Here is a 19,057-nt window from a genome sequence, read left to right as displayed (position 1 = left end):
AGTGAACTGATATTTATTATCATTTGAAATAAATTTAACTTAAACGACAATTATTTGTGACGTTCATTGCAGAAAATAAAAATAACATTATCGTTATAAATTAAAATACATACCGAAATTCGTATAATTTCAGCAGTTGTTATTTAGAATGATTAACTGGACCACAACTAAACTAACAATATCAGGATGAAGCTTACCGCCTCATCCTGAATGGTCATTTTACCAGTGCGTTAATGACGGTTTCCATCGCCTGCTTTTCCAGCTCACTGCGCTGAATGCGTTTATTGGCTAATGCTGTACGTAACACGCCTGCGATAACAATATGCTTTGGTTCCTGCCCCAGATCGCGCATTTCCAACACAACTTTACCGACAACTCTGCACATTTCTCGGTACAGTTCATCCTCTTTTGTCCGATTTCCCATTCTTTATACCTATTTATCATGCCAACTATCAGCATATATCAATCTAACCAATTAGACAAAAATCAAACAAAATCAGACAAATAACGCGATAAATTATTTTAACTGTAGCAATTGAGCGATGATGTATTTATACACCGGATGAACTTTCACTTATCTTCACAGTGACAACCCCGGCACCAGACGTTGCGCAAACAGCGAAGTTTTTGCGTAACCTTTTCCCTGGAACGTTAAATCTTTGATAACAATTTATTGTCTAACAAGTTGTATATTTTTTGAAACGCTGTTTTTGTTTTCCTTTTGGATTAATTTCAGCGTATAATGCGCGCCAATTGACTCTTGAATGGTTTCAGCACTTTGGACTGTAGAACTCAACGACTCAAAAACAGGCACTCACGTTGGGCTGAGACACAAGCACACATTCCTCTGCACGCTTTTTCGATGTCACCTATCCTTAGAGCGAGGCACCACCACTTTCGTAATACCGGATTCGCTTTCCGGCAGTGCGCCCAGAAAGCAAGTTTCTCCCATCCTTCTCAACTTAAAGACTAAGACTGTCATGAAAAAGACCAAAATTGTTTGCACCATCGGACCGAAAACCGAATCTGAAGAGATGTTAGCTAAAATGCTGGACGCTGGCATGAACGTTATGCGTCTGAACTTCTCTCATGGTGACTATGCAGAACACGGTCAGCGCATTCAGAATCTGCGCAACGTGATGAGCAAAACTGGTAAAACCGCCGCTATCCTGCTTGATACCAAAGGTCCGGAAATCCGCACCATGAAACTGGAAGGCGGTAACGACGTTTCTCTGAAAGCGGGTCAGACCTTTACTTTCACCACTGATAAATCTGTTATCGGCAACAGCGAAATGGTTGCGGTAACGTATGAAGGTTTCACTACTGACCTGTCTGTTGGCAACACCGTACTGGTTGACGATGGTCTCATCGGTATGGAAGTTACCGCCATTGAAGGTAACAAAGTTATCTGTAAAGTACTGAACAACGGCGACCTGGGTGAAAACAAAGGTGTGAACCTGCCTGGCGTTTCCATTGCCCTGCCAGCACTGGCTGAAAAAGACAAACAGGACCTGATCTTTGGTTGCGAACAAGGCGTAGACTTTGTTGCTGCTTCCTTTATTCGTAAGCGTTCTGACGTTATCGAAATCCGTGAGCACCTGAAAGCGCACGGCGGCGAAAACATCCACATCATCTCCAAAATCGAAAACCAGGAAGGCCTCAACAACTTCGACGAAATCCTCGAAGCCTCTGACGGCATCATGGTTGCGCGTGGCGACCTGGGTGTAGAAATCCCAGTAGAAGAAGTTATCTTCGCCCAGAAGATGATGATCGAAAAATGTATCCGTGCACGTAAAGTCGTTATCACTGCGACCCAGATGCTGGATTCCATGATCAAAAACCCACGCCCGACTCGCGCAGAAGCCGGTGACGTTGCAAACGCCATTCTCGACGGTACTGACGCAGTGATGCTGTCTGGTGAATCCGCAAAAGGTAAATACCCGCTGGAAGCGGTTTCTATCATGGCGACCATCTGCGAACGTACCGACCGCGTGATGAACAGCCGTCTCGAGTTCAACAATGACAACCGTAAACTGCGCATTACCGAAGCGGTATGCCGTGGTGCCGTTGAAACTGCTGAAAAACTGGATGCTCCGCTGATCGTGGTTGCTACCCAGGGCGGTAAATCTGCTCGCGCAGTACGTAAATACTTCCCGGATGCCACCATCCTGGCACTGACCACCAACGAAAAAACGGCTCATCAGTTGGTACTGAGCAAAGGCGTTGTGCCGCAGCTGGTTAAAGAGATCACTTCTACTGATGATTTCTACCGTCTGGGTAAAGAACTGGCTCTGCAGAGCGGTCTGGCACACAAAGGTGACGTCGTAGTTATGGTTTCTGGTGCACTGGTACCGAGCGGCACTACTAACACCGCATCTGTTCACGTCCTGTAATATTGCTTTTGTGAATTAATTTGTATATCGAAGCGCCCTGATGGGCGCTTTTTTTATTTAATCGATAACCAGAAGCAATAAAAAATCAAATCGGATTTCACTATATAATCTCACTTTATCTAAGATGAATCCGATGGAAGCATCCTGTTTTCTCTCAATTTTTTTATCTAAAACCCAGCGTTCGATGCTTCTTTGAGCGAACGATCAAAAATAAGTGCCTTCCCATCAAAAAAATATTCTCAACATAAAAAACTTTGTGTAATACTTGTAACGCTACATGGAGATTAACTCAATCTAGAGGGTATTAATAATGAAAGCTACTAAACTGGTACTGGGCGCGGTAATCCTGGGTTCTACTCTGCTGGCAGGTTGCTCCAGCAACGCTAAAATCGATCAGCTGTCTTCTGACGTTCAGACTCTGAACGCTAAAGTTGACCAGCTGAGCAACGACGTGAACGCAATGCGTTCCGACGTTCAGGCTGCTAAAGATGACGCAGCTCGTGCTAACCAGCGTCTGGACAACATGGCTACTAAATACCGCAAGTAATAGTACCTGTGAAGTGAAAAATGGCGCACATTGTGCGCCATTTTTTTTGCCTGCCATTTACCGCTACTGAGTCGCGCGTAACATATTCCCTTGCTCTGGTTCACCATTCTGCGCTGACTCTACTGAAGGCGCATTGCTGGCTGCGGGGGTTGCTCCACTGCTCACCGAAACCGGATACCCTGCCCGACGATACAACGCTTTATCGACTAATTTCTGATCTACACCCTTATTGTCTTTAAATTGCGTAAAGCCTGCTGGCAGTGTGTATGGCATTGTCTGAACGTTCTGCTGTTCTTCTGCCGATAGTGGTCGATGTACTTCAACATAACGCATCCCGTTCGGTTCCACGGAATATTTCACCGGTTCGTTGATCACTTTCACCGGCGTTCCCGTCCGCACGCTGGAGAACAAGGCTTTAATATCCGGCGCATTCATGCGAATACAGCCCGAACTGACGCGCAAACCGACGCTGTCCGGCGCACTGGTGCCATGAATGAGGTATTCGCCATTACCATGCGCGAGGCGCAGTGCGTAACGTCCTAGTGGGTTATTTGGCCCGGCAGGAACGACTGGCGGTAATTTAATGCCACGCTCCAGCGAACGCTGACGAATGCCCGCCGTAGGCGTCCAGGTTGGGTTAGGGATTTTCTGCCCCACACGCGTTTCCATCACTGGCGTTTCCAGCCCCTGCAAACCAATACCTATCGGATAGACCTGCACGATATTTTCTCCCGGCGGATAATAATAAAGGCGCAGCTCTGCAAGGTTAACGATAATCCCCTGACGCGGCGCATCAGGTAATAACAGTTGCGAAGGAATAGTTATCGTCGTACCAGGTTTTGGCACCGGGGCGATAGTGTTATTGGCTTCAAGGATCAACATTGCCGCAGTATCAAAACGACGGGCAATAGCCTGAAGGTTTTTATCCCCTTCTTGCACCGTATACGTTTGATTTTGCCCAACCAGTCGGCTTCCGGTTGGAGGTAGCGGATAATCAACCGCCCAGGCAGCCTGGATGGCGCTAAAAGCGCCGATAAGCGTGAGTGTAAGCAAAGACGCGCGTTTCATTGTAAACCTCCTGTATTTGCCGGAGACTCACGCTGAAACGTCGGATGGTACTTATGTTCACCTGAAACCAAAACACTCCTGTGCAGGTCAGTGTAAACATTGACCATCCGGCAATGTGAGCCAACCGGATGAAAGCTGTCCCTTTAGTTTAGCTAAGTGCAGCGGCTTTGGCGCGAATTGCGCGAATCATCGCTTCCAGACCTTGTGAACGAGATGGGGTGAGATGTTGGGTCAGCGCCATTTTTTCAAACCACGGACGCACATCGAAATTGACAATATCCTGCGGCGTCATCTGATCGTAGAGAATAAAGACGACCGCAATAAGCCCTTTCACAATCGCCGCATCGCTGTCGCCCTGCAATTCAATAATTCCCTGCGCATTCTGGCGCATGACAATCCACACCTGACTCTGGCAGCCCTGAATGCTATTTTGTGAGCTTCTGTCTTCGGCGCGTAATTCTGGCAGACGCTGGCCCAGCTCAATAATGTAGAGATATTTCTCTTCCCAGTTGGCGCAGCGTAAAAAATTACGCAGCAATTTTTCTTTATCCGGCAATAAAGCCATAGTGCCTCCCTGTTATCCCAGCAGACGGTGAATACGTTGCAGGCCGGTCACCAGACAATCCACTTCTTCATGGGTGTTATACATGGCCAGCGACGCCCGACACATCGCAGGAACGTTGTAATAGGCCATTAATGGCATAGCGCAGTGATGTCCGGTACGCACAGCAATGCCGTAATTATCGAGAAAACTGCCAACATCATAGGCGTGGTGTTTACCAAGATTAAAAGCAATAACGCCAAGTCTGTTCTGGGGACCATAGAGTGTGAGATCCGGTACAGATTCCAGCTGTGATAGCGCGTAGTGCATCAGATTTTGTTCATACTCGGCTATATTATTAAGCCCCAGCGCCGACACATACTCCAGCGCCGCGCCAAGACCAATGATGCCCCCGGTATTGGGTGTACCGGCTTCAAACCGCCACGGTGCTTTGGTCCAGGTAGTGCCTTCACTCAGGCTGACGGTGGCGATCATAGAACCGCCCCCTTCCCACGGCGGCATCTCCTGCAACAAGGCTTCTTTGACATAAAGAATGCCAATCCCAGTGGGGCCATACAGTTTATGCCCGGAGAACACGTAAAAATCGCAATCCAGCGCCTGAACGTCCACCGGATGATGCATCACCGCCTGAGCGCCATCCACCAGTACTTTTGCGCCATGCTGGTGCGCAAGCGTGATCATTTCCGCCAGCGGATTTTCCGTTCCCAGCACGTTGGAGACATGAGTAATTGCCAGCAGGCGAGTTTTCTCATCGAACAGATTAGGTAGCATCTCCAGTTGCAGCGTACCGTCGGGGTTGAGCGGGATCACACGCAGCTCTGCGCCAACGCGTGCGCAAAGCATCTGCCAGGGGACAATGTTAGCGTGGTGCTCCATCTGACTGATGATGATGTTATCGCCCGCCCGCACATTGCTGTTACCCCAGCTATTGGCGACCAGATTGATCCCTTCCGTCGTGCCGCGGACGAACACCAGCTCTTCCGCCGAACGGGCATTAATAAACAGCGATGCCCGCTTGCGCACGTTCTCCATTTTCTCGGTCGCCTGGGCGCTTAAGGTATGAATACCGCGATGCACCGCGGCGTAGCCGTGACGATAAAACTCGGCCTCGGCGTCAATTACCTGGCTCGGTTTCTGCGCACTGGCGGCGCTGTCGAGATAAGCCAGCGGCAAACCGTTTACCTCACGAGAAAGCACCGGAAAGTCGGCCCGCACTTTGTCGACGGAAAAAGTCATCTTGCACCTCCTGGCAGTCGTTGACCGATTCGGGCCAGCACCTGCTGTTTAAGACCCTCATCACGCAGTGCTTCCGTCAGTTCGGCAGCGAAGGCGTAAATGATCATCTGCTGGGCATCCTGCTGATTGATCCCGCGCGAGCGCAGATAGAACATCTGTTCATCATCAATACGCCCCACCGTCGCGCCGTGGCTGCATTTCACATCATCTGCATAGATCTCCAGCTGCGGTTTCGTATCCACCTCCGCCAGTTTGCCCATCAGCAGATTATTGTTGGTCATCTGACCATCCGTTTTGATGGCGTGCTGCGCGACGTTGATCAGACCGTTAAACACCGCACGGCCTTTGTCGCTGACGATAGTTTTGTGCAACTGTCGGCTGTTACAAAAACCTTTATTGTGTTCCAGCCATGTACGGGTATCACACACCTCGTTTTTCACCGGCATCGCCAGGCTATTGATCCGCAGCGTGCTGTTTTCGCCATTGAGTTGCGTACTGGTGTTGTGTCGTAACACTGCGCCACCCAGCAGGAAACTGTGGCTAAATGCGGTGGCATCGTCAGCCAGCAACAAATCGTTATGGGCAAAGTGGTGACTGAGCGGGTTTTCAAACGCCAGCTTGATATGCTGCAAGTGGGCGTTCGCTGCGATATTGATAGTGAACCGTGCCCCGGTAAAATGACGAGCATCATTAAGGCTGACAAAATGTTCGATCACCGTTGCTTCGGCACCTTCCGCCAGATCCAGATGATGTCGGTAATGGGCAGTGTTGACCTCTTCACCTGCCACGCCCTGGGTAATATGCATTAACAGCAATGGCTTTGCCGGCCGTTGACCGCGCTTCACGGCGATATGCGTCACGCTTTGCGCCAGGCTTTCCGTCAAATGCAGAAACACTTCCGCCTGAATAGCGTCGGGTAACCCCTGGCGGTCATCGTTAATGCTCACTTCATACCCGCTGCCTTCAGTCGCATCGCTCAGTGCTGACACGTAACGTCCATCGACAAATACCAGCCGCACAGCGTCTAACGTTAACGCTAAGGCATCTCGCTGCTGTGGGGATATCTCTCCCGCAATGCAGACAAACTGGCTATTGGTCAGCCCTTCCAGCGGCGTATATTTCCAGTTTTCATGTTTACGTGTCGGCAGTCCGGTACGCAGCAATTGTTGTAAATGCTGCTGTGCTTGCGGTGAGCGTTTTGTCCCTTCAGCTTCAAACAAGTGATGCCACTGTTGCAGCGCGTTACTGCTGTTCGGTAAGCCAGCCATAACCCTGCTCCTCCAGTTGTTTGACCAACGTGAAATCGCCGGATTTCACAATTCGTCCCTGATATAGTACATGGACGTAATCAGGCTTGATGTAGTCGAGAATGCGTTGGTAGTGCGTAACAATGATGAATGAGCGCTTGCCGTCACGCAGCGAGTTCACGCCATCGGCAACCACTTTTAATGCGTCAATATCCAGCCCGGAGTCCGACTCATCAAGAATGCATAACTCCGGTTCCAGCACCGCCATTTGCAAAATATCGTTGCGCTTTTTCTCGCCGCCGGAAAAACCAACGTTTACCGAACGGGTTAATAAATCCTCCGGCATCTTCAGGAGAGCGATTTTCTCTTCCATCAAATCCTGAAAATCAAAGCGGTCGAGCGTTTCCTGGCCGCGATAGCTGCGCACCGCATTAAGTGCCGTTTGCAGGAAAAACTGGTTACTGACGCCGGGAATTTCCACCGGATACTGGAAGGCCATAAAGATGCCTTCACCTGCACGATCTTCCGGCGACAGCGCAAGCAAATCTTTGCCTTTGAACTCAACCGTGCCGCCCGTCACCTCATAATCTTCTCGCCCGGCAAGCGTTGCCGATAAGGTACTTTTGCCAGAACCGTTTGGCCCCATAATGGCGTGAACTTCGCCGGGACGAACGTCGAGGCTTAATCCACGCAGGATAGCTTTATCTTCCACGCTGACGTGTAAATCTTTAATACTTAACATGTTTATTCCTTATCCGACGCTGTGTTCAAGACTGATGGCGAGGAGTTTTTGTGCTTCAACGGCAAATTCCAGCGGCAGTTCTGAGAACACGTCTTTGCAGAAACCGTTAACAATCATCGAGATGGCGTCTTCTTCGCTGATCCCGCGTTGCAGGCAGTAAAACAGTTGATCTTCACCAATACGTGATGTCGTTGCCTCGTGCTCCAGTTGTGCGCTGTTATTGCGACATTCGACATACGGGAAGGTATGCGCCCCACAATTAGCGCCAATCAGCATTGAGTCGCACTGAGTGAAATTGCGCGCATTGGTTGCCGTCGGCATGATTTTCACTAAGCCGCGATAACTGTTCTGACTATGTCCGGCAGAGATCCCTTTCGAGATAATGGTCGATTTGGTGTTTTTACCGATGTGGATCATCTTGGTGCCGGTATCCGCTTGCTGATGACCGCTGGTCAGTGCCACTGAGTAAAACTCACCAATGGAGTTATCGCCGCGCAAAATGCAGCTGGGATATTTCCACGTAATCGCTGACCCGGTTTCTGATTGCGTCCATGACATTTTGCTGTTTTCGCCTTCGCACAAAGCACGCTTGGTGACGAAGTTGAGAATACCGCCGATGTTGTTATCGCCAGGGAACCAGTTTTGTACCGTGGAATATTTCACCTCGGCGTTTTTATGGATGATGACTTCCACCACCGCCGCGTGTAACTGATAGCTGTCACGCACCGGAGCGGAACAGCCTTCAATGTAGCTAACGTAGCTGTCTTCGTCGGCCACCAGAATGGTGCGCTCAAACTGCCCGGTTTTTTCCGCGTTAATACGAAAATAGGTGGAAAGTTCCATCGGGCAGCGCACGCCTTTAGGCACATAAATAAACGTACCGTCAGAGGCTACCGCCGCATTAAGTGCGGCAAAGAAGTTGTCATTCCCCGGCACCACGGTGCCGAGATATTTACGCACCAGTTCCGGGTGATCGTGGATCGCCTCGCCAAAGGAACAGAAAATAATTCCCTGCTCCGCCAGTTTTTCGCGATAAGTGGTGGCAACCGAAACAGAGTCGAAAATGGCATCCACCGCCACCTCTTTGCCTTCCCGCACGGGAACGCCCAACTGCTCAAACGCCGCCTCCACCTCTTTACTTAAAAAGGCGTTCGCGCCAGTTTGCTGCACCGCGCCGGGTTCAGAGGCGCAGCTGTCGTCACAATTACCGCACGATGGTGCCGAATAGTAGCTGTAATCCTGATAATTCAGCTTGTCGTAGTGCGCTTTCAACCAGTGCGGTTCTTCCATCTCCAGCCATGCGCGATAGGCGTTGAGACGAAACTCCAGCATCCATTCCGGCTCATTACGCTTCGCCGAAATTGCGCGCACCACCTCTTCGTTTATCCCCTTTGCCAGCTCATCGGTGGCTAACTGGGTGAAGAATCCTTCTTTATAATTCAGCGGGCCGCCGGTCCAGGTTTTGACATCGTCAGTTGCTTCAGTATTACGAGACATAGTACCGCCTATACCCCAAAGCTTTCGCCACAGCCACATTCATTCTGGGCTTTAGGGTTGTGAAATTTGAATATCTGATTAAGTCCTTCACGAACGAAATCGACTTCCGTGCCATCAATAAACGGCATCGCTTGCAGCGGGACAAACAGCTTCGCGCCATCGTGTTCAAACAGCAGATCGTCTTTGTCCGGCTCGCTAACACTGTCGAGCACATAGCCAAAGCCCGCGCAGCCCGTTTGCTTCACGCCTAAGCGCACGCCGACCATACCCGGCTGCTTTGCCACCAGCTCGCGGATGTGGACAGCGGCTGCGGGTGTCAGCGTTAAGCCCTGCCAGGCGAAATCCTGTGGATTAAAGGTTCCTGAATGCATGTCCATCGATTTCCCTCACTTTATCGCTTTCAGCGTATAACAGCATGTTAGTGATAATGATTATCAGTTCAACCCAGCAAACGCAGGGGCTTTACCGTAAAACATGCTTTTTTCCTGCTTTTAATAAGCATAGACCCTGATGTGTGGGTTAACAGGCACGCTAAGAATTAGGTATCTCATTGTTAGATAATGATTATTATCTAAGGAGCATTAAGGCTGTGATGAAAAAGAAAAAGTTGTATTGAAAATGACTATTTAAGAGATAGGTAAAAAAGTGCAGCGTTCAGAAATAAGAAAACCCTAAGTCTGTGCGACACAGGCTTAAGGGTTTCTACCCCATCCGGCGCTTATCTCCGGCACTCTCAGTGGCTTAGCTCTTGAAGGGGCGATAAGAATAATCTCATAAAGCTAACCCGCCGTTTTAACACAAACTGCGATTAGTATTATTTTTGAACAATATCAGGCGGGTAGATAAGCACATCGAACCTGGACGGAGGTTAATCCAGGTCGATTTGGCGAAATTACGGCATTAAGTCAGGATCAATGCACGCCCAGACGCCAGGCAAAGTAGATTTCTTCTTTTAATTCAGCAGAAGAGAGAGTAAGCAGGTCAGCAAATTCAAGTTCTAGTTGTTTCAGACGTTTGAGATATTGGGCAGGTGAAAGATTGCTCTGGTCACGGCGTAAAAATTCAATGGCCAGCTGGGTGGGATCAAGTTGAGTAGACATAGCATCCTCGCTTTTAGACAAGACCTGCACAGTATACCACCGTTTACTGTGCAGATAATGACCAAAAGCAATATGCGTCACACTTTTCTGGTGACAACGTCACAAAATGGCGGTCGTTAATCGTGACGAACAGCACAAACGCCCTTTCTCATCGAAGATTTCAATCTGCCAGACCTGGTGACGCGAACCGAGATGCAACGGTTTGCATACGCCGCGCACCCGCCCTTCTCGTGCCGAGCGGACGTGGTTAGCATTGATTTCCAGACCAACCACCTTTTGCTCACCTTCGGTACATAAATAACCGGCAACGGAACCGATACTTTCGGCCAGTACCACGGATGCCCCTCCATGCAGCAACCCGAAAGGCTGCTTTGTCCGCGAGTCTACTGGCATTGTCGCTTCAAGGGTGTCATCACCAATATGTTCAAAGCGAATATCCAGCAACCCCACCATGTTTCCTTCACCCATGGCATTCAGTGCTTCCAGGGTGATTTTTCGTTTCCATATCATTTAATAATCTCCAGTAAAGCCTGCACAGGATGGCGTACCCCCGTGCCTTCGACCCGTTTTACCTGGCTACGGCAGGAATATCCGGTCGCCAGACAGCGATTACGCGGCAGTCGCTGCATCGCCTGATGCCAGGATAACTCATAGATCCCGAGCGAATTTTTATGGTTTTTCGCTTCATGTCCGTAAGTCCCTGCCATGCCGCAGCAACCCACGCTGACATTTTCCAGTTTCGCGCCAAAACGGGCAAATATCGCGGCCCATTGTGCTGGCGCGCCCGGCAAAGCGGTAACTTCGGTACAGTGACCAAAGAAATACCATGGTTCACCGCTGACTGTAGCCACTGGCTGTGACTCAAGTGCGCTTGCCAGCCATTCATTCGCCAGTAAGACGTTAAACTCGCCGCGTTCCTCGCCCAGCGCCAGTTTATATTCATCGCGATAACAAAGTACCAGCGCCGGATCGACGCCCACCATTGGCATCCCCAGCTTCGCCATACGGTTGAGGAAATCCGCCGTCTTTTTCGCCGTCTTCGCAAAACGATTAAGAAAGCCTTTGATATGCTGGGCTTTGCCATTTGGCGAAAATGGCAGTAACACAGGCTGGAAACCTAATCTTTCGACCAGACGGACAAAATCCGCCACCACTTGCGCATCGTAATAGCTGGTAAAGGGGTCCTGCACCACCAACACCGTGCGCGCTTTCTGCTCTGCATTGAGAGCTTCAAGCTGTTCCAGCGTCATGTTTGCCGAGCGATGCCCCACCATTTGTTGTTGCAGCGAGGGGACCGACAGCAGTGGCAAATCAACCATGCCGATATGTTTTTCCGAGAGTTTGCGCACCAGCGGCTGGTTAATGAAGAAGTTAAAGGTTTTCGGCGCGCGTGCCATCAGCGGCGCGTAGCTCTCGACCGTAGCGACGAGGTGGTCGCGCAGCGGGCGTAAATAACGGGTGTGATAGAGCTGCAGAAAACGAGAGCGAAACTCCGGCACATCAATTTTGATGGGGCACTGGGTCGAACACGCTTTACAGGCCAGACAGCCCGACATTGCCTCTTTGACTTCGTGTGAGAAGTCGTATTCGCCTTTATTCGCATGCCAGCTATTGCGCGTGCGAGCAATTAACGTCCGTAAACTGACGCCGGATTCAGGCAGTTCTTGTTCCAGTTTGAGTGGGTCAACGCCGCGATCCGCCAACAAGCGCAGCCATTCACGCACCAGCGTTGCGCGCCCTTTCGGTGAATGAATCCGGTTCTGGGTAATCTTCATCGACGGACACATCGGACTACGGGCATCAAAGTTGAAGCATAAACCGTTGCCGTTACACTCCATCGCACCGCGCCACTGCTGGCGTACCGCAATGGGGATCTGCCGATCGAATGTACCGCGCTTCACCGCGTCCACTTTCATCATCGGCGCATCGAGACCTTCTGGCGGGCAAATCTTCCCTGGGTTGAGTCGGTTATGCGGGTCAAATGCCGCTTTCACTTTGCGCAGTTCTGCAAAAAGTTCCTCACCGAAAAACGCCGGGCTGTATTCAGCGCGAAAACCTTTGCCGTGCTCGCCCCACAACAAACCACCGTATTTCGCAGTCAGCGCCACCACGTCATCAGAGATTTGCTTCATCAAAATCTCTTGTTGCGGATCGCACATATCCAGCGCAGGACGGACGTGCAAGACACCTGCGTCGACGTGACCGAACATACCGTAGCTTAAGCCGTGGCTGTCGAGCAGCGCGCGAAATTCAGCAATATAATCCGCCAGGTGTTCCGGCGGTACGCAGGTATCCTCAGCAAACGGAATTGGCTTAGCGGCACCTTTGGCATTACCGAGCAGACCAACAGCTTTTTTGCGCATCGCATAAATACGCTCAACACCTGCCAGCTCACTGCATACCTGCCAGCCGATCACACCTGCTTGCTGACTGGCGATAAGTTCATCCAGCCGCGCACAGAGTGCATTTACTCGCTCATCAATCAGCGTCTCATCATCACCAGCAAATTCCACAATGTTCAGCCCGAGCATCTCTTTGTCTGGCACATCGGTAATCAACTCGCTGACGGAATGCCAGACAATATCTTCCCGCGCCAGATTCAGCACTTTTGAGTCAACCGTCTCTACCGAAAGCGCTCGCGCCTCAACCATAAACGGCGCGTTACGCAGCGCAGAGTCAAAAGAGTCATATTTGACGTTCACCAGACGGCGCACTTTAGGCAAGGGCGTAATATCCAGCCGCGCTTCGGTAATAAAGGCCAGCGTCCCTTCTGAACCCGTCAGAATGCGCGTCAGGTCGAACTCGGTCATCTCATCGTTAAAGACATGACGCAGATCGTAACCGGTAAGAAAGCGGTTAAGTTTGGGGAAGTTGTCGATGATTAACTGGCGTTGCTGACGGCAACGTTGATAAACCGTGTTATAAATTCGCCCGATTGTGGTATTGGATTTACCCAGCGTTTCCGCCAGCTCGACGGGTAAAGGTTGCGTATCGAGAATATCGCCCCCCAACAACACCGCGCGTACGCCAAGTACGTGATCTGACGTTTTGCCATAGACCAGCGATCCCTGACCGGATGCATCGGTATTGATCATCCCACCGAGCGTTGCCCGGTTGCTGGTCGAAAGTTCCGGCGCAAAAAAGTAGCCGAACGGTTTCAGGTACTGATTGAGTTGGTCTTTTATCACCCCGGCCTCAACGCGCACCCAGCCCTCTTCAGGGTTAATTTCGATGATGCGGTTCATATGGCGGGACATATCAACAATAATTCCCTGGTTGAGCGCCTGACCGTTAGTGCCGGTGCCGCCGCCGCGGGGGGTAAAGATCAGCGATGAATAGCGTTCCTGCGCGGCAAGACGGGCGATCAGCGCCACATCTGCGGTTGAACGCGGAAATACCACCGCATCGGGGAGAAGTTGGTAAATACTGTTGTCGGTCGACATTGTCAGACGATCGGCATAACTTGTCGCCGTATCGCCGGTAAAACCTTGTTGCTCCAGCTCTTGCAAAAAATTAAGCACCAGTTGAACGACGCCGGGTGCCTGGGAAATCTGTGGAATCATTATATTGACCCTTTCCTGCGGTCTGTGATGTAGGTCGATACACTATTCTTTCAGGCGGCTGCAATAGCGCACTGAAAGGTGATGTTTATTTACTCTATGGATTTCGTGTTGCAGGAAGGCGGCAAGCGAGTGAACTCCAGGAGCTTACAATAGTAAGTGACTGGGGTGAACGAACGTAGCCGCAGCACATGCAACTTGAAATACGACGAGTAAATCGTTTGCGTGTTGCCTGAGTTGTTGTACCACATTTTTTTCTAACACGCCCATCAGAATTAAGGGCAGAATCGGCCTGTTAAAAACCGCTGAAATTGCTCATCATTATGCAGGTGAGTTTCGCGTGTTCACGTCGCGTCGACGATTTGACGCACAAAAAAGGTGAAAAGTAGTTATGGTAAATGTTCGTCAGCCCAGGGATGTCGCACAAATTCTGCTTTCGGTGCTCTTTTTAGCCATCATGATTGTGGCATGTCTGTGGATTGTACAACCCTTTATTCTCGGCTTTGCATGGGCTGGTACGGTGGTTATCGCCACCTGGCCGGTATTGTTACGTTTGCAAAAGATCATGTTTGGTCGCCGCTCTCTCGCCGTTCTGGTGATGACGCTGTTATTAGTGATGGTGTTTATCATCCCTATTGCCTTGCTGGTTAACAGTATCGTCGACGGCAGCGGCCCGCTAATTAAAGCCATTTCCAGCGGTGACATGACGTTACCCGATCTGGCGTGGCTTAATACCATTCCGGTGATTGGCGCGAAGCTATATGCAGGCTGGCACAACTTGCTGGATATGGGGGGTACGGCGATCATGGCGAAAGTCCGTCCTTATATTGGCACCACCACCACCTGGTTCGTTGGGCAGGCGGCGCATATCGGGCGCTTTATGGTGCATTGTGCGCTGATGCTTCTCTTCAGTGCCCTGCTGTACTGGCGCGGTGAACAGGTGGCGCAAGGCATTCGCCATTTTGCAACCCGTCTGGCAGGCGTTCGCGGTGATGCCGCCGTGCTGCTGGCGGCACAGGCTATCCGCGCGGTGGCGCTGGGTGTGGTGGTGACGGCGTTAGTACAGGCAGTGCTTGGCGGTATCGGCCTCGCCGTATCCGGCGTACCTTATGCAACGTTGCTAACGGTGTTAATGATCCTCTCCTGCCTTGTCCAGCTTGGACCGTTGCCGGTACTGATTCCGGCGATTATCTGGCTCTACTGGACCGGCGATACCACCTGGGGAACGGTATTGTTAGTGTGGAGCGGTGTGGTTGGCACGCTGGATAACGTCATCCGCCCAATGTTAATTCGCATGGGTGCCGATTTACCGCTGATCCTGATCCTCTCTGGCGTTATTGGTGGTTTGATTGCTTTCGGGATGATCGGTCTGTTTATTGGTCCGGTTCTGTTAGCCGTTTCCTGGCGTCTTTTTGCCGCGTGGGTGGAAGAAGTCCCACCGCCGACGGACCACCCGGAAGAAGTTCTCGAAGAACTTGGCGAAATCGAGAAACCGAATAAGTAATTTCTCATCAGGCGGCTCTGCCGCCTGATTGTTAACCACCGCTAATTGATATTTGCTTGCTCTTCCCCATATTTTCCTGCTTACCGCCATTCAGCTGGTAGTACCTGTCGCAAATTCTTTACAGTTTTTAAACTAATGAGACGAATCTGATCGACGCAAAAAGTCCGTATGCCTACTATTAGCTCACGGTTATAAATCAACATATTGATTTATAAGCATGGAAATCCCCTGAGTGAAACAACGAATTGCTGTGTGTAGTCTTTGCCCATCTCCCACGATGGGCTTTTTTTTTAACATTTTTCCGCTTCGCTACCTCGCCCCTCACTCTTTCCAATAATGTTGCACAAGATACTGTGACTCTCTTCAAGCCGTCAGCAGGCTGATAATGTTATTTATATTTTATTGTTTATTTCATGCAGCCATTACACGATGAACGCTTATGAACTCCAGGCACTTCGCCATATTTTTGCCATGACTATTGATGAATGCGCGACCTGGATTGCCCAGACCGGTGACAGTGAAAGCTGGCGTCAATGGGAAAATGGCAAGTGTGCCATTCCTGATTGTGTGGTCGAGCAACTGTTGGCTATGCGACAGCAACGAAAAAAACATCTTCATGCCATCATAGAGAAAATAAATAACCGCATCGGCAACAACACCATGCGTTTTTTCCCCGACTTAACCGCGTTTCAACGTGTCTACCCTGATGGCAATTTTATTGAATGGAAGATCTATCAATCGGTAGCCGCTGAATTATATGCACACGATCTGGAGCGCCTTTGTTAATTTTTCCAAAGAAAGGAATTGTCGTTGTTACAACAATAATGAACGGATGCTGATACAACATCGCTTCACTTTTTAAAGCACCTTTGCTAAGTAGAACCTATGAAAAATCCCTATTTCCCTACCGCACTTGGGTTGTATTTTAATTACCTGGTGCATGGTATGGGCGTCATTTTGATGAGCCTGAATATGGCCTCGCTGGAGACGCTTTGGCAGACTAATGCCGCAGGCGTCTCAATAGTTATCTCATCGCTGGGTATTGGTCGATTAAGTGTCTTGCTTTTTGCAGGATTATTATCCGATCGCTTTGGTCGCCGCCCTTTTATCATGCTCGGGATGTGCTGCTATATGGCCTTCTTTTTTGGCATCCTGCACACCAATAACATCATTATCGCTTATGGTTTGGGCTTTCTGGCGGGAATGGCAAACAGTTTTCTCGATGCAGGCACCTATCCCAGTTTGATGGAAGCTTTTCCACGCTCACCGGGGACAGCCAATATTTTAATTAAAGCATTTGTTTCCAGCGGACAATTTTTATTACCGCTAATCATCAGCCTGTTAGTGTGGGCTGAACTGTGGTTCGGTTGGTCCTTTATGATTGCTGCAGGCATTATGTTTATTAACGCTCTGTTTTTATGCCGTTGTACGTTCCCACCCCATCCGGGTCGTCGCTTACCTGTCATAAAGAAAACCACCAGCTCTACGGAACATCGCTGTTCAATTATCGATTTAGCCAGTTATACCTTATATGGCTATATCTCAATGGCAACCTTTTATCTGGTTAGCCAGTGGCTGGCACAGTACGGACAATTTGTTGCAGGCATGTCATACACTATGTCGATCAAACTACTCAGTATCTACACCGTGGGTTCGCTGCTTTGTGTATTTATTACCGCTCCACTCATTCGTAATACCGTTCGCCCAACAACATTACTGATGCTGTACACCTTTATCTCATTTATTGCTCTGTTTACTGTCTGCCTGCATCCCACATTTTATGTGGTGATAATATTTGCTTTTGTCATTGGTTTTACCTCTGCTGGAGGTGTTGTGCAAATTGGCCTGACGTTAATGGCTGAACGTTTCCCCTATGCTAAAGGTAAAGCTACAGGGATCTATTACAGTGCGGGCAGCATTGCAACATTTACCATTCCGTTGATTACGGCTCATCTTTCGCAAAGAAGTATTGCCGATATTATGTGGTTCGATACCGCCATCGCTGCCATCGGCTTTTTACTGGCGCTGTTTATCGGCTTACGCAGCCGCAAAGAAACGCGGCATCACTCGCTAAAGGAAAATGTCGCTCCGGGTGGGTAATGCAATATTCTTTTCAGGTCATGCAAGATCTTACGGATAAATAACTCTTTCTGCGCTAACTAAGGAAAATCGCGATCAAAAACAAACTATGACATGCAATATTCCTGGAAACATAAACTTTATGCCATGTACCCAGGGAAAATCATCTTCAGTATAGTAATTATGTAAACCGTCGGAGAACAATACGTACGGTAACGAAATTATCTTTCAGCAAGGAGCTGTGAAAATGTCTCAAAATAAGGCTTTCAGCACGCCATTTATCCTGGCTGTTCTTTGTATTTACTTCAGCTATTTCCTGCACGGCATTAGTGTTATTACGCTTGCCCAAAACATGACATCTTTGGCAGAAAAGTTTTCCACTGACAACGCGGGCATTGCCTATTTAATTTCCGGTATCGGTTTGGGGCGATTGATCAGTATTTTATTCTTCGGTGTGATCTCCGATAAGTTTGGTCGTCGGGCGGTGATATTAATGGCAGTAATAATGTATCTGCTATTCTTCTTTGGTATTCCTGCTTGCCCGAATTTAACTCTCGCCTACTGTCTGGCAGTGTGCGTGGGTATCGCTAACTCAGCGCTGGATACGGGTGGCTACCCTGCGCTCATGGAATGCTTTCCGAAAGCCTCTGGTTCGGCGGTCATACTGGTTAAAGCGATGGTGTCATTCGGACAAATGTTCTACCCAATGCTGGTGAGCTATATGTTGATCAATAACATCTGGTACGGCTATGGGCTGATTATTCCCGGCATCCTATTTTTACTGATCACGCTGATGCTGTTGAAAAGCAAATTCCCCAGCCAGTTGGTGGACGCCAGCGTAGCTCATGAATTACCGCAAATGAACAGCAAACCGTTAGTCTGGCTGGAAGGTGTTTCATCGGTACTGTTCGGTGTAGCCGCATTCTCGACCTTTTATGTGATTGTGGTGTGGATGCCCAAATATGCGATGGCTTTTGCTGGTATGTCAGAAGCTGAGGCATTAAAAACCATCTCTTATTACAGTATGGGCTCGTTGGTCTGTGTCTTTATTTTTGCCGCACTACTGAAAAAAATGGTCCGGCCCATCTGGGCTAATGTATTTAACTCTGCACTGGCAACAATAACAGCAGCCATTATCTACCTGTACCCTTCTCCACTGGTGTGTAATGCCGGAGCCTTTGTTATCGGTTTCTCAGCAGCTGGCGGCATTTTACAGCTCGGCGTTTCGGTCATGTCAGAGTTTTTCCCCAAAAGCAAAGCCAAAGTCACCAGTATTTATATGATGATAGGTGGACTGGCTAACTTTGTTATTCCGCTGATTACCGGTTATCTGTCGAACATCGGCCTGCAATATATCATTGCTCTCGATTTTACTTTCGCGCTGCTGGCCCTGATTACCGCAATTATTGTCTTTATCCGCTATTACCGCGTTTTCATTATTCCTGAAAATGATGTGCGGTTTGGCGAGCGTAAATTTACCACCCGGTTAAACACAATTAAGCATAGAGGTTAAAGGAGTGAA

General features: G+C 49.4%; 18 protein-coding genes and 1 other RNA gene. 8 read left to right on the top strand and 11 right to left on the bottom strand.

Going from position 1 to position 19,057, the window contains the following annotated elements:
* Positions 1–214: 214 nt before the first annotated feature.
* Positions 215–424, bottom strand: coding sequence for a fumarate hydratase FumD (fumD, locus tag ACJHX3_RS01670; protein ID WP_000528342.1), 210 nt, complete (start codon positions 422–424; stop codon positions 215–217).
* A gap of 354 nt (positions 425–778) precedes the next feature.
* On the opposite strand from fumD, the gene ACJHX3_RS01665 reads away from it, so the two are divergent.
* The 3 genes from ACJHX3_RS01665 to lpp all read left to right on the top strand — a co-directional run bounded on the left by ACJHX3_RS01665 (position 779) and on the right by lpp (position 2,940).
* A complete protein-coding gene (locus ACJHX3_RS01665) occupies positions 779–973 on the top strand; it encodes a protein YnhH (protein ID WP_240806354.1) in 195 nt (64 codons plus the stop codon).
* A gap of 7 nt (positions 974–980) precedes the next feature.
* Positions 981–2,393, top strand: coding sequence for a pyruvate kinase PykF (pykF, locus tag ACJHX3_RS01660; RefSeq protein ID WP_001295403.1), 1,413 nt, complete (start codon positions 981–983; stop codon positions 2,391–2,393).
* A 310-nt stretch (positions 2,394–2,703) separates the two neighbouring features.
* Positions 2,704–2,940 carry a murein lipoprotein Lpp gene (lpp, locus tag ACJHX3_RS01655; RefSeq protein WP_000648420.1) on the top strand — a complete coding sequence of 79 codons (237 nt, stop codon included), beginning with the start codon at positions 2,704–2,706 and terminating at the stop codon, positions 2,938–2,940.
* Positions 2,941–3,003: 63 nt separating this feature from the next.
* Here lpp and ldtE read toward each other — a convergent pair whose 3' ends face one another.
* From ldtE to ACJHX3_RS01605, 10 genes are all read right to left on the bottom strand, one after another.
* On the bottom strand, positions 3,004–4,008 hold the full coding sequence (gene ldtE, locus ACJHX3_RS01650; RefSeq protein WP_000817111.1) for a L,D-transpeptidase LdtE: 1,005 nt from the start codon (positions 4,006–4,008) through the stop codon (positions 3,004–3,006).
* 148 nt (positions 4,009–4,156) lie between these two features.
* Positions 4,157–4,573: a cysteine desulfuration protein SufE gene (gene sufE / locus ACJHX3_RS01645; RefSeq protein WP_001196520.1), complete on the bottom strand. Its 417-nt coding sequence runs from the start codon at positions 4,571–4,573 to the stop codon at positions 4,157–4,159.
* A gap of 12 nt (positions 4,574–4,585) precedes the next feature.
* Positions 4,586–5,806 carry a cysteine desulfurase SufS gene (gene sufS / locus ACJHX3_RS01640; RefSeq protein ID WP_094308474.1) on the bottom strand — a complete coding sequence of 407 codons (1,221 nt, stop codon included), beginning with the start codon at positions 5,804–5,806 and terminating at the stop codon, positions 4,586–4,588.
* Positions 5,803–7,074, bottom strand: coding sequence for a Fe-S cluster assembly protein SufD (sufD, locus tag ACJHX3_RS01635; RefSeq protein ID WP_000907983.1), 1,272 nt, complete (start codon positions 7,072–7,074; stop codon positions 5,803–5,805). The genes sufS and sufD overlap by 4 nt, the downstream gene beginning before the upstream one ends.
* Positions 7,049–7,795, bottom strand: coding sequence for a Fe-S cluster assembly ATPase SufC (sufC, locus tag ACJHX3_RS01630; protein WP_000948872.1), 747 nt, complete (start codon positions 7,793–7,795; stop codon positions 7,049–7,051). The genes sufD and sufC overlap by 26 nt, the downstream gene beginning before the upstream one ends.
* 9 nt (positions 7,796–7,804) lie before the next feature.
* Positions 7,805–9,292: a Fe-S cluster assembly protein SufB gene (sufB, locus tag ACJHX3_RS01625; protein ID WP_001469171.1), complete on the bottom strand. Its 1,488-nt coding sequence runs from the start codon at positions 9,290–9,292 to the stop codon at positions 7,805–7,807.
* A gap of 8 nt (positions 9,293–9,300) precedes the next feature.
* The gene (gene sufA, locus ACJHX3_RS01620) at positions 9,301–9,669 is read right to left on the bottom strand and encodes a Fe-S cluster assembly scaffold SufA (RefSeq protein WP_000367171.1); all 369 of its coding nucleotides are present in this window, start codon (positions 9,667–9,669) and stop codon (positions 9,301–9,303) included.
* 534 nt (positions 9,670–10,203) lie between these two features.
* Positions 10,204–10,392, bottom strand: coding sequence for a YdiH family protein (locus ACJHX3_RS01615; RefSeq protein WP_001296104.1), 189 nt, complete (start codon positions 10,390–10,392; stop codon positions 10,204–10,206).
* A gap of 99 nt (positions 10,393–10,491) precedes the next feature.
* A complete protein-coding gene (gene menI, locus ACJHX3_RS01610) occupies positions 10,492–10,902 on the bottom strand; it encodes a 1,4-dihydroxy-2-naphthoyl-CoA hydrolase (protein ID WP_000637986.1) in 411 nt (136 codons plus the stop codon).
* Positions 10,899–13,955 carry an FAD-binding and (Fe-S)-binding domain-containing protein gene (locus ACJHX3_RS01605; protein ID WP_000612974.1) on the bottom strand — a complete coding sequence of 1,019 codons (3,057 nt, stop codon included), beginning with the start codon at positions 13,953–13,955 and terminating at the stop codon, positions 10,899–10,901. Before ACJHX3_RS01605 ends, menI begins: the two co-directional genes overlap by 4 nt.
* Positions 13,956–14,343: 388 nt before the next feature.
* Between ACJHX3_RS01605 and ydiK the strand changes: the two genes are divergently transcribed.
* The 5 genes from ydiK (at position 14,344) to ACJHX3_RS01580 (ending at position 19,048) form a co-directional block, all read left to right on the top strand.
* Positions 14,344–15,456, top strand: coding sequence for an AI-2E family transporter YdiK (ydiK, locus tag ACJHX3_RS01600; RefSeq protein WP_024043982.1), 1,113 nt, complete (start codon positions 14,344–14,346; stop codon positions 15,454–15,456).
* A gap of 185 nt (positions 15,457–15,641) precedes the next feature.
* Positions 15,642–15,749, top strand: an RNA gene (gene rprA, locus ACJHX3_RS01595) — antisense sRNA RprA.
* Positions 15,750–15,885: 136 nt separating this feature from the next.
* The gene (locus ACJHX3_RS01590) at positions 15,886–16,242 is read left to right on the top strand and encodes a YdiL family protein (RefSeq protein WP_024043981.1); all 357 of its coding nucleotides are present in this window, start codon (positions 15,886–15,888) and stop codon (positions 16,240–16,242) included.
* Positions 16,243–16,341: 99 nt separating this feature from the next.
* Positions 16,342–17,556, top strand: a complete 1,215-nt coding sequence (locus ACJHX3_RS01585) for an MFS transporter (protein WP_024216561.1) — start codon at positions 16,342–16,344, stop codon at positions 17,554–17,556.
* Positions 17,557–17,782: 226 nt separating this feature from the next.
* A complete protein-coding gene (locus tag ACJHX3_RS01580; RefSeq protein ID WP_094321780.1) occupies positions 17,783–19,048 on the top strand; it encodes an MFS transporter in 1,266 nt (421 codons plus the stop codon).
* Positions 19,049–19,057 lie beyond the last annotated feature (9 nt).

Origin of the sequence: Escherichia sp. WS1265 (genome assembly GCF_046487585.1) — a bacterium.
Lineage (GTDB): Bacteria > Pseudomonadota > Gammaproteobacteria > Enterobacterales > Enterobacteriaceae > Escherichia > Escherichia coli.
This window is presented reverse-complemented; position numbering and strand designations above follow the sequence as displayed.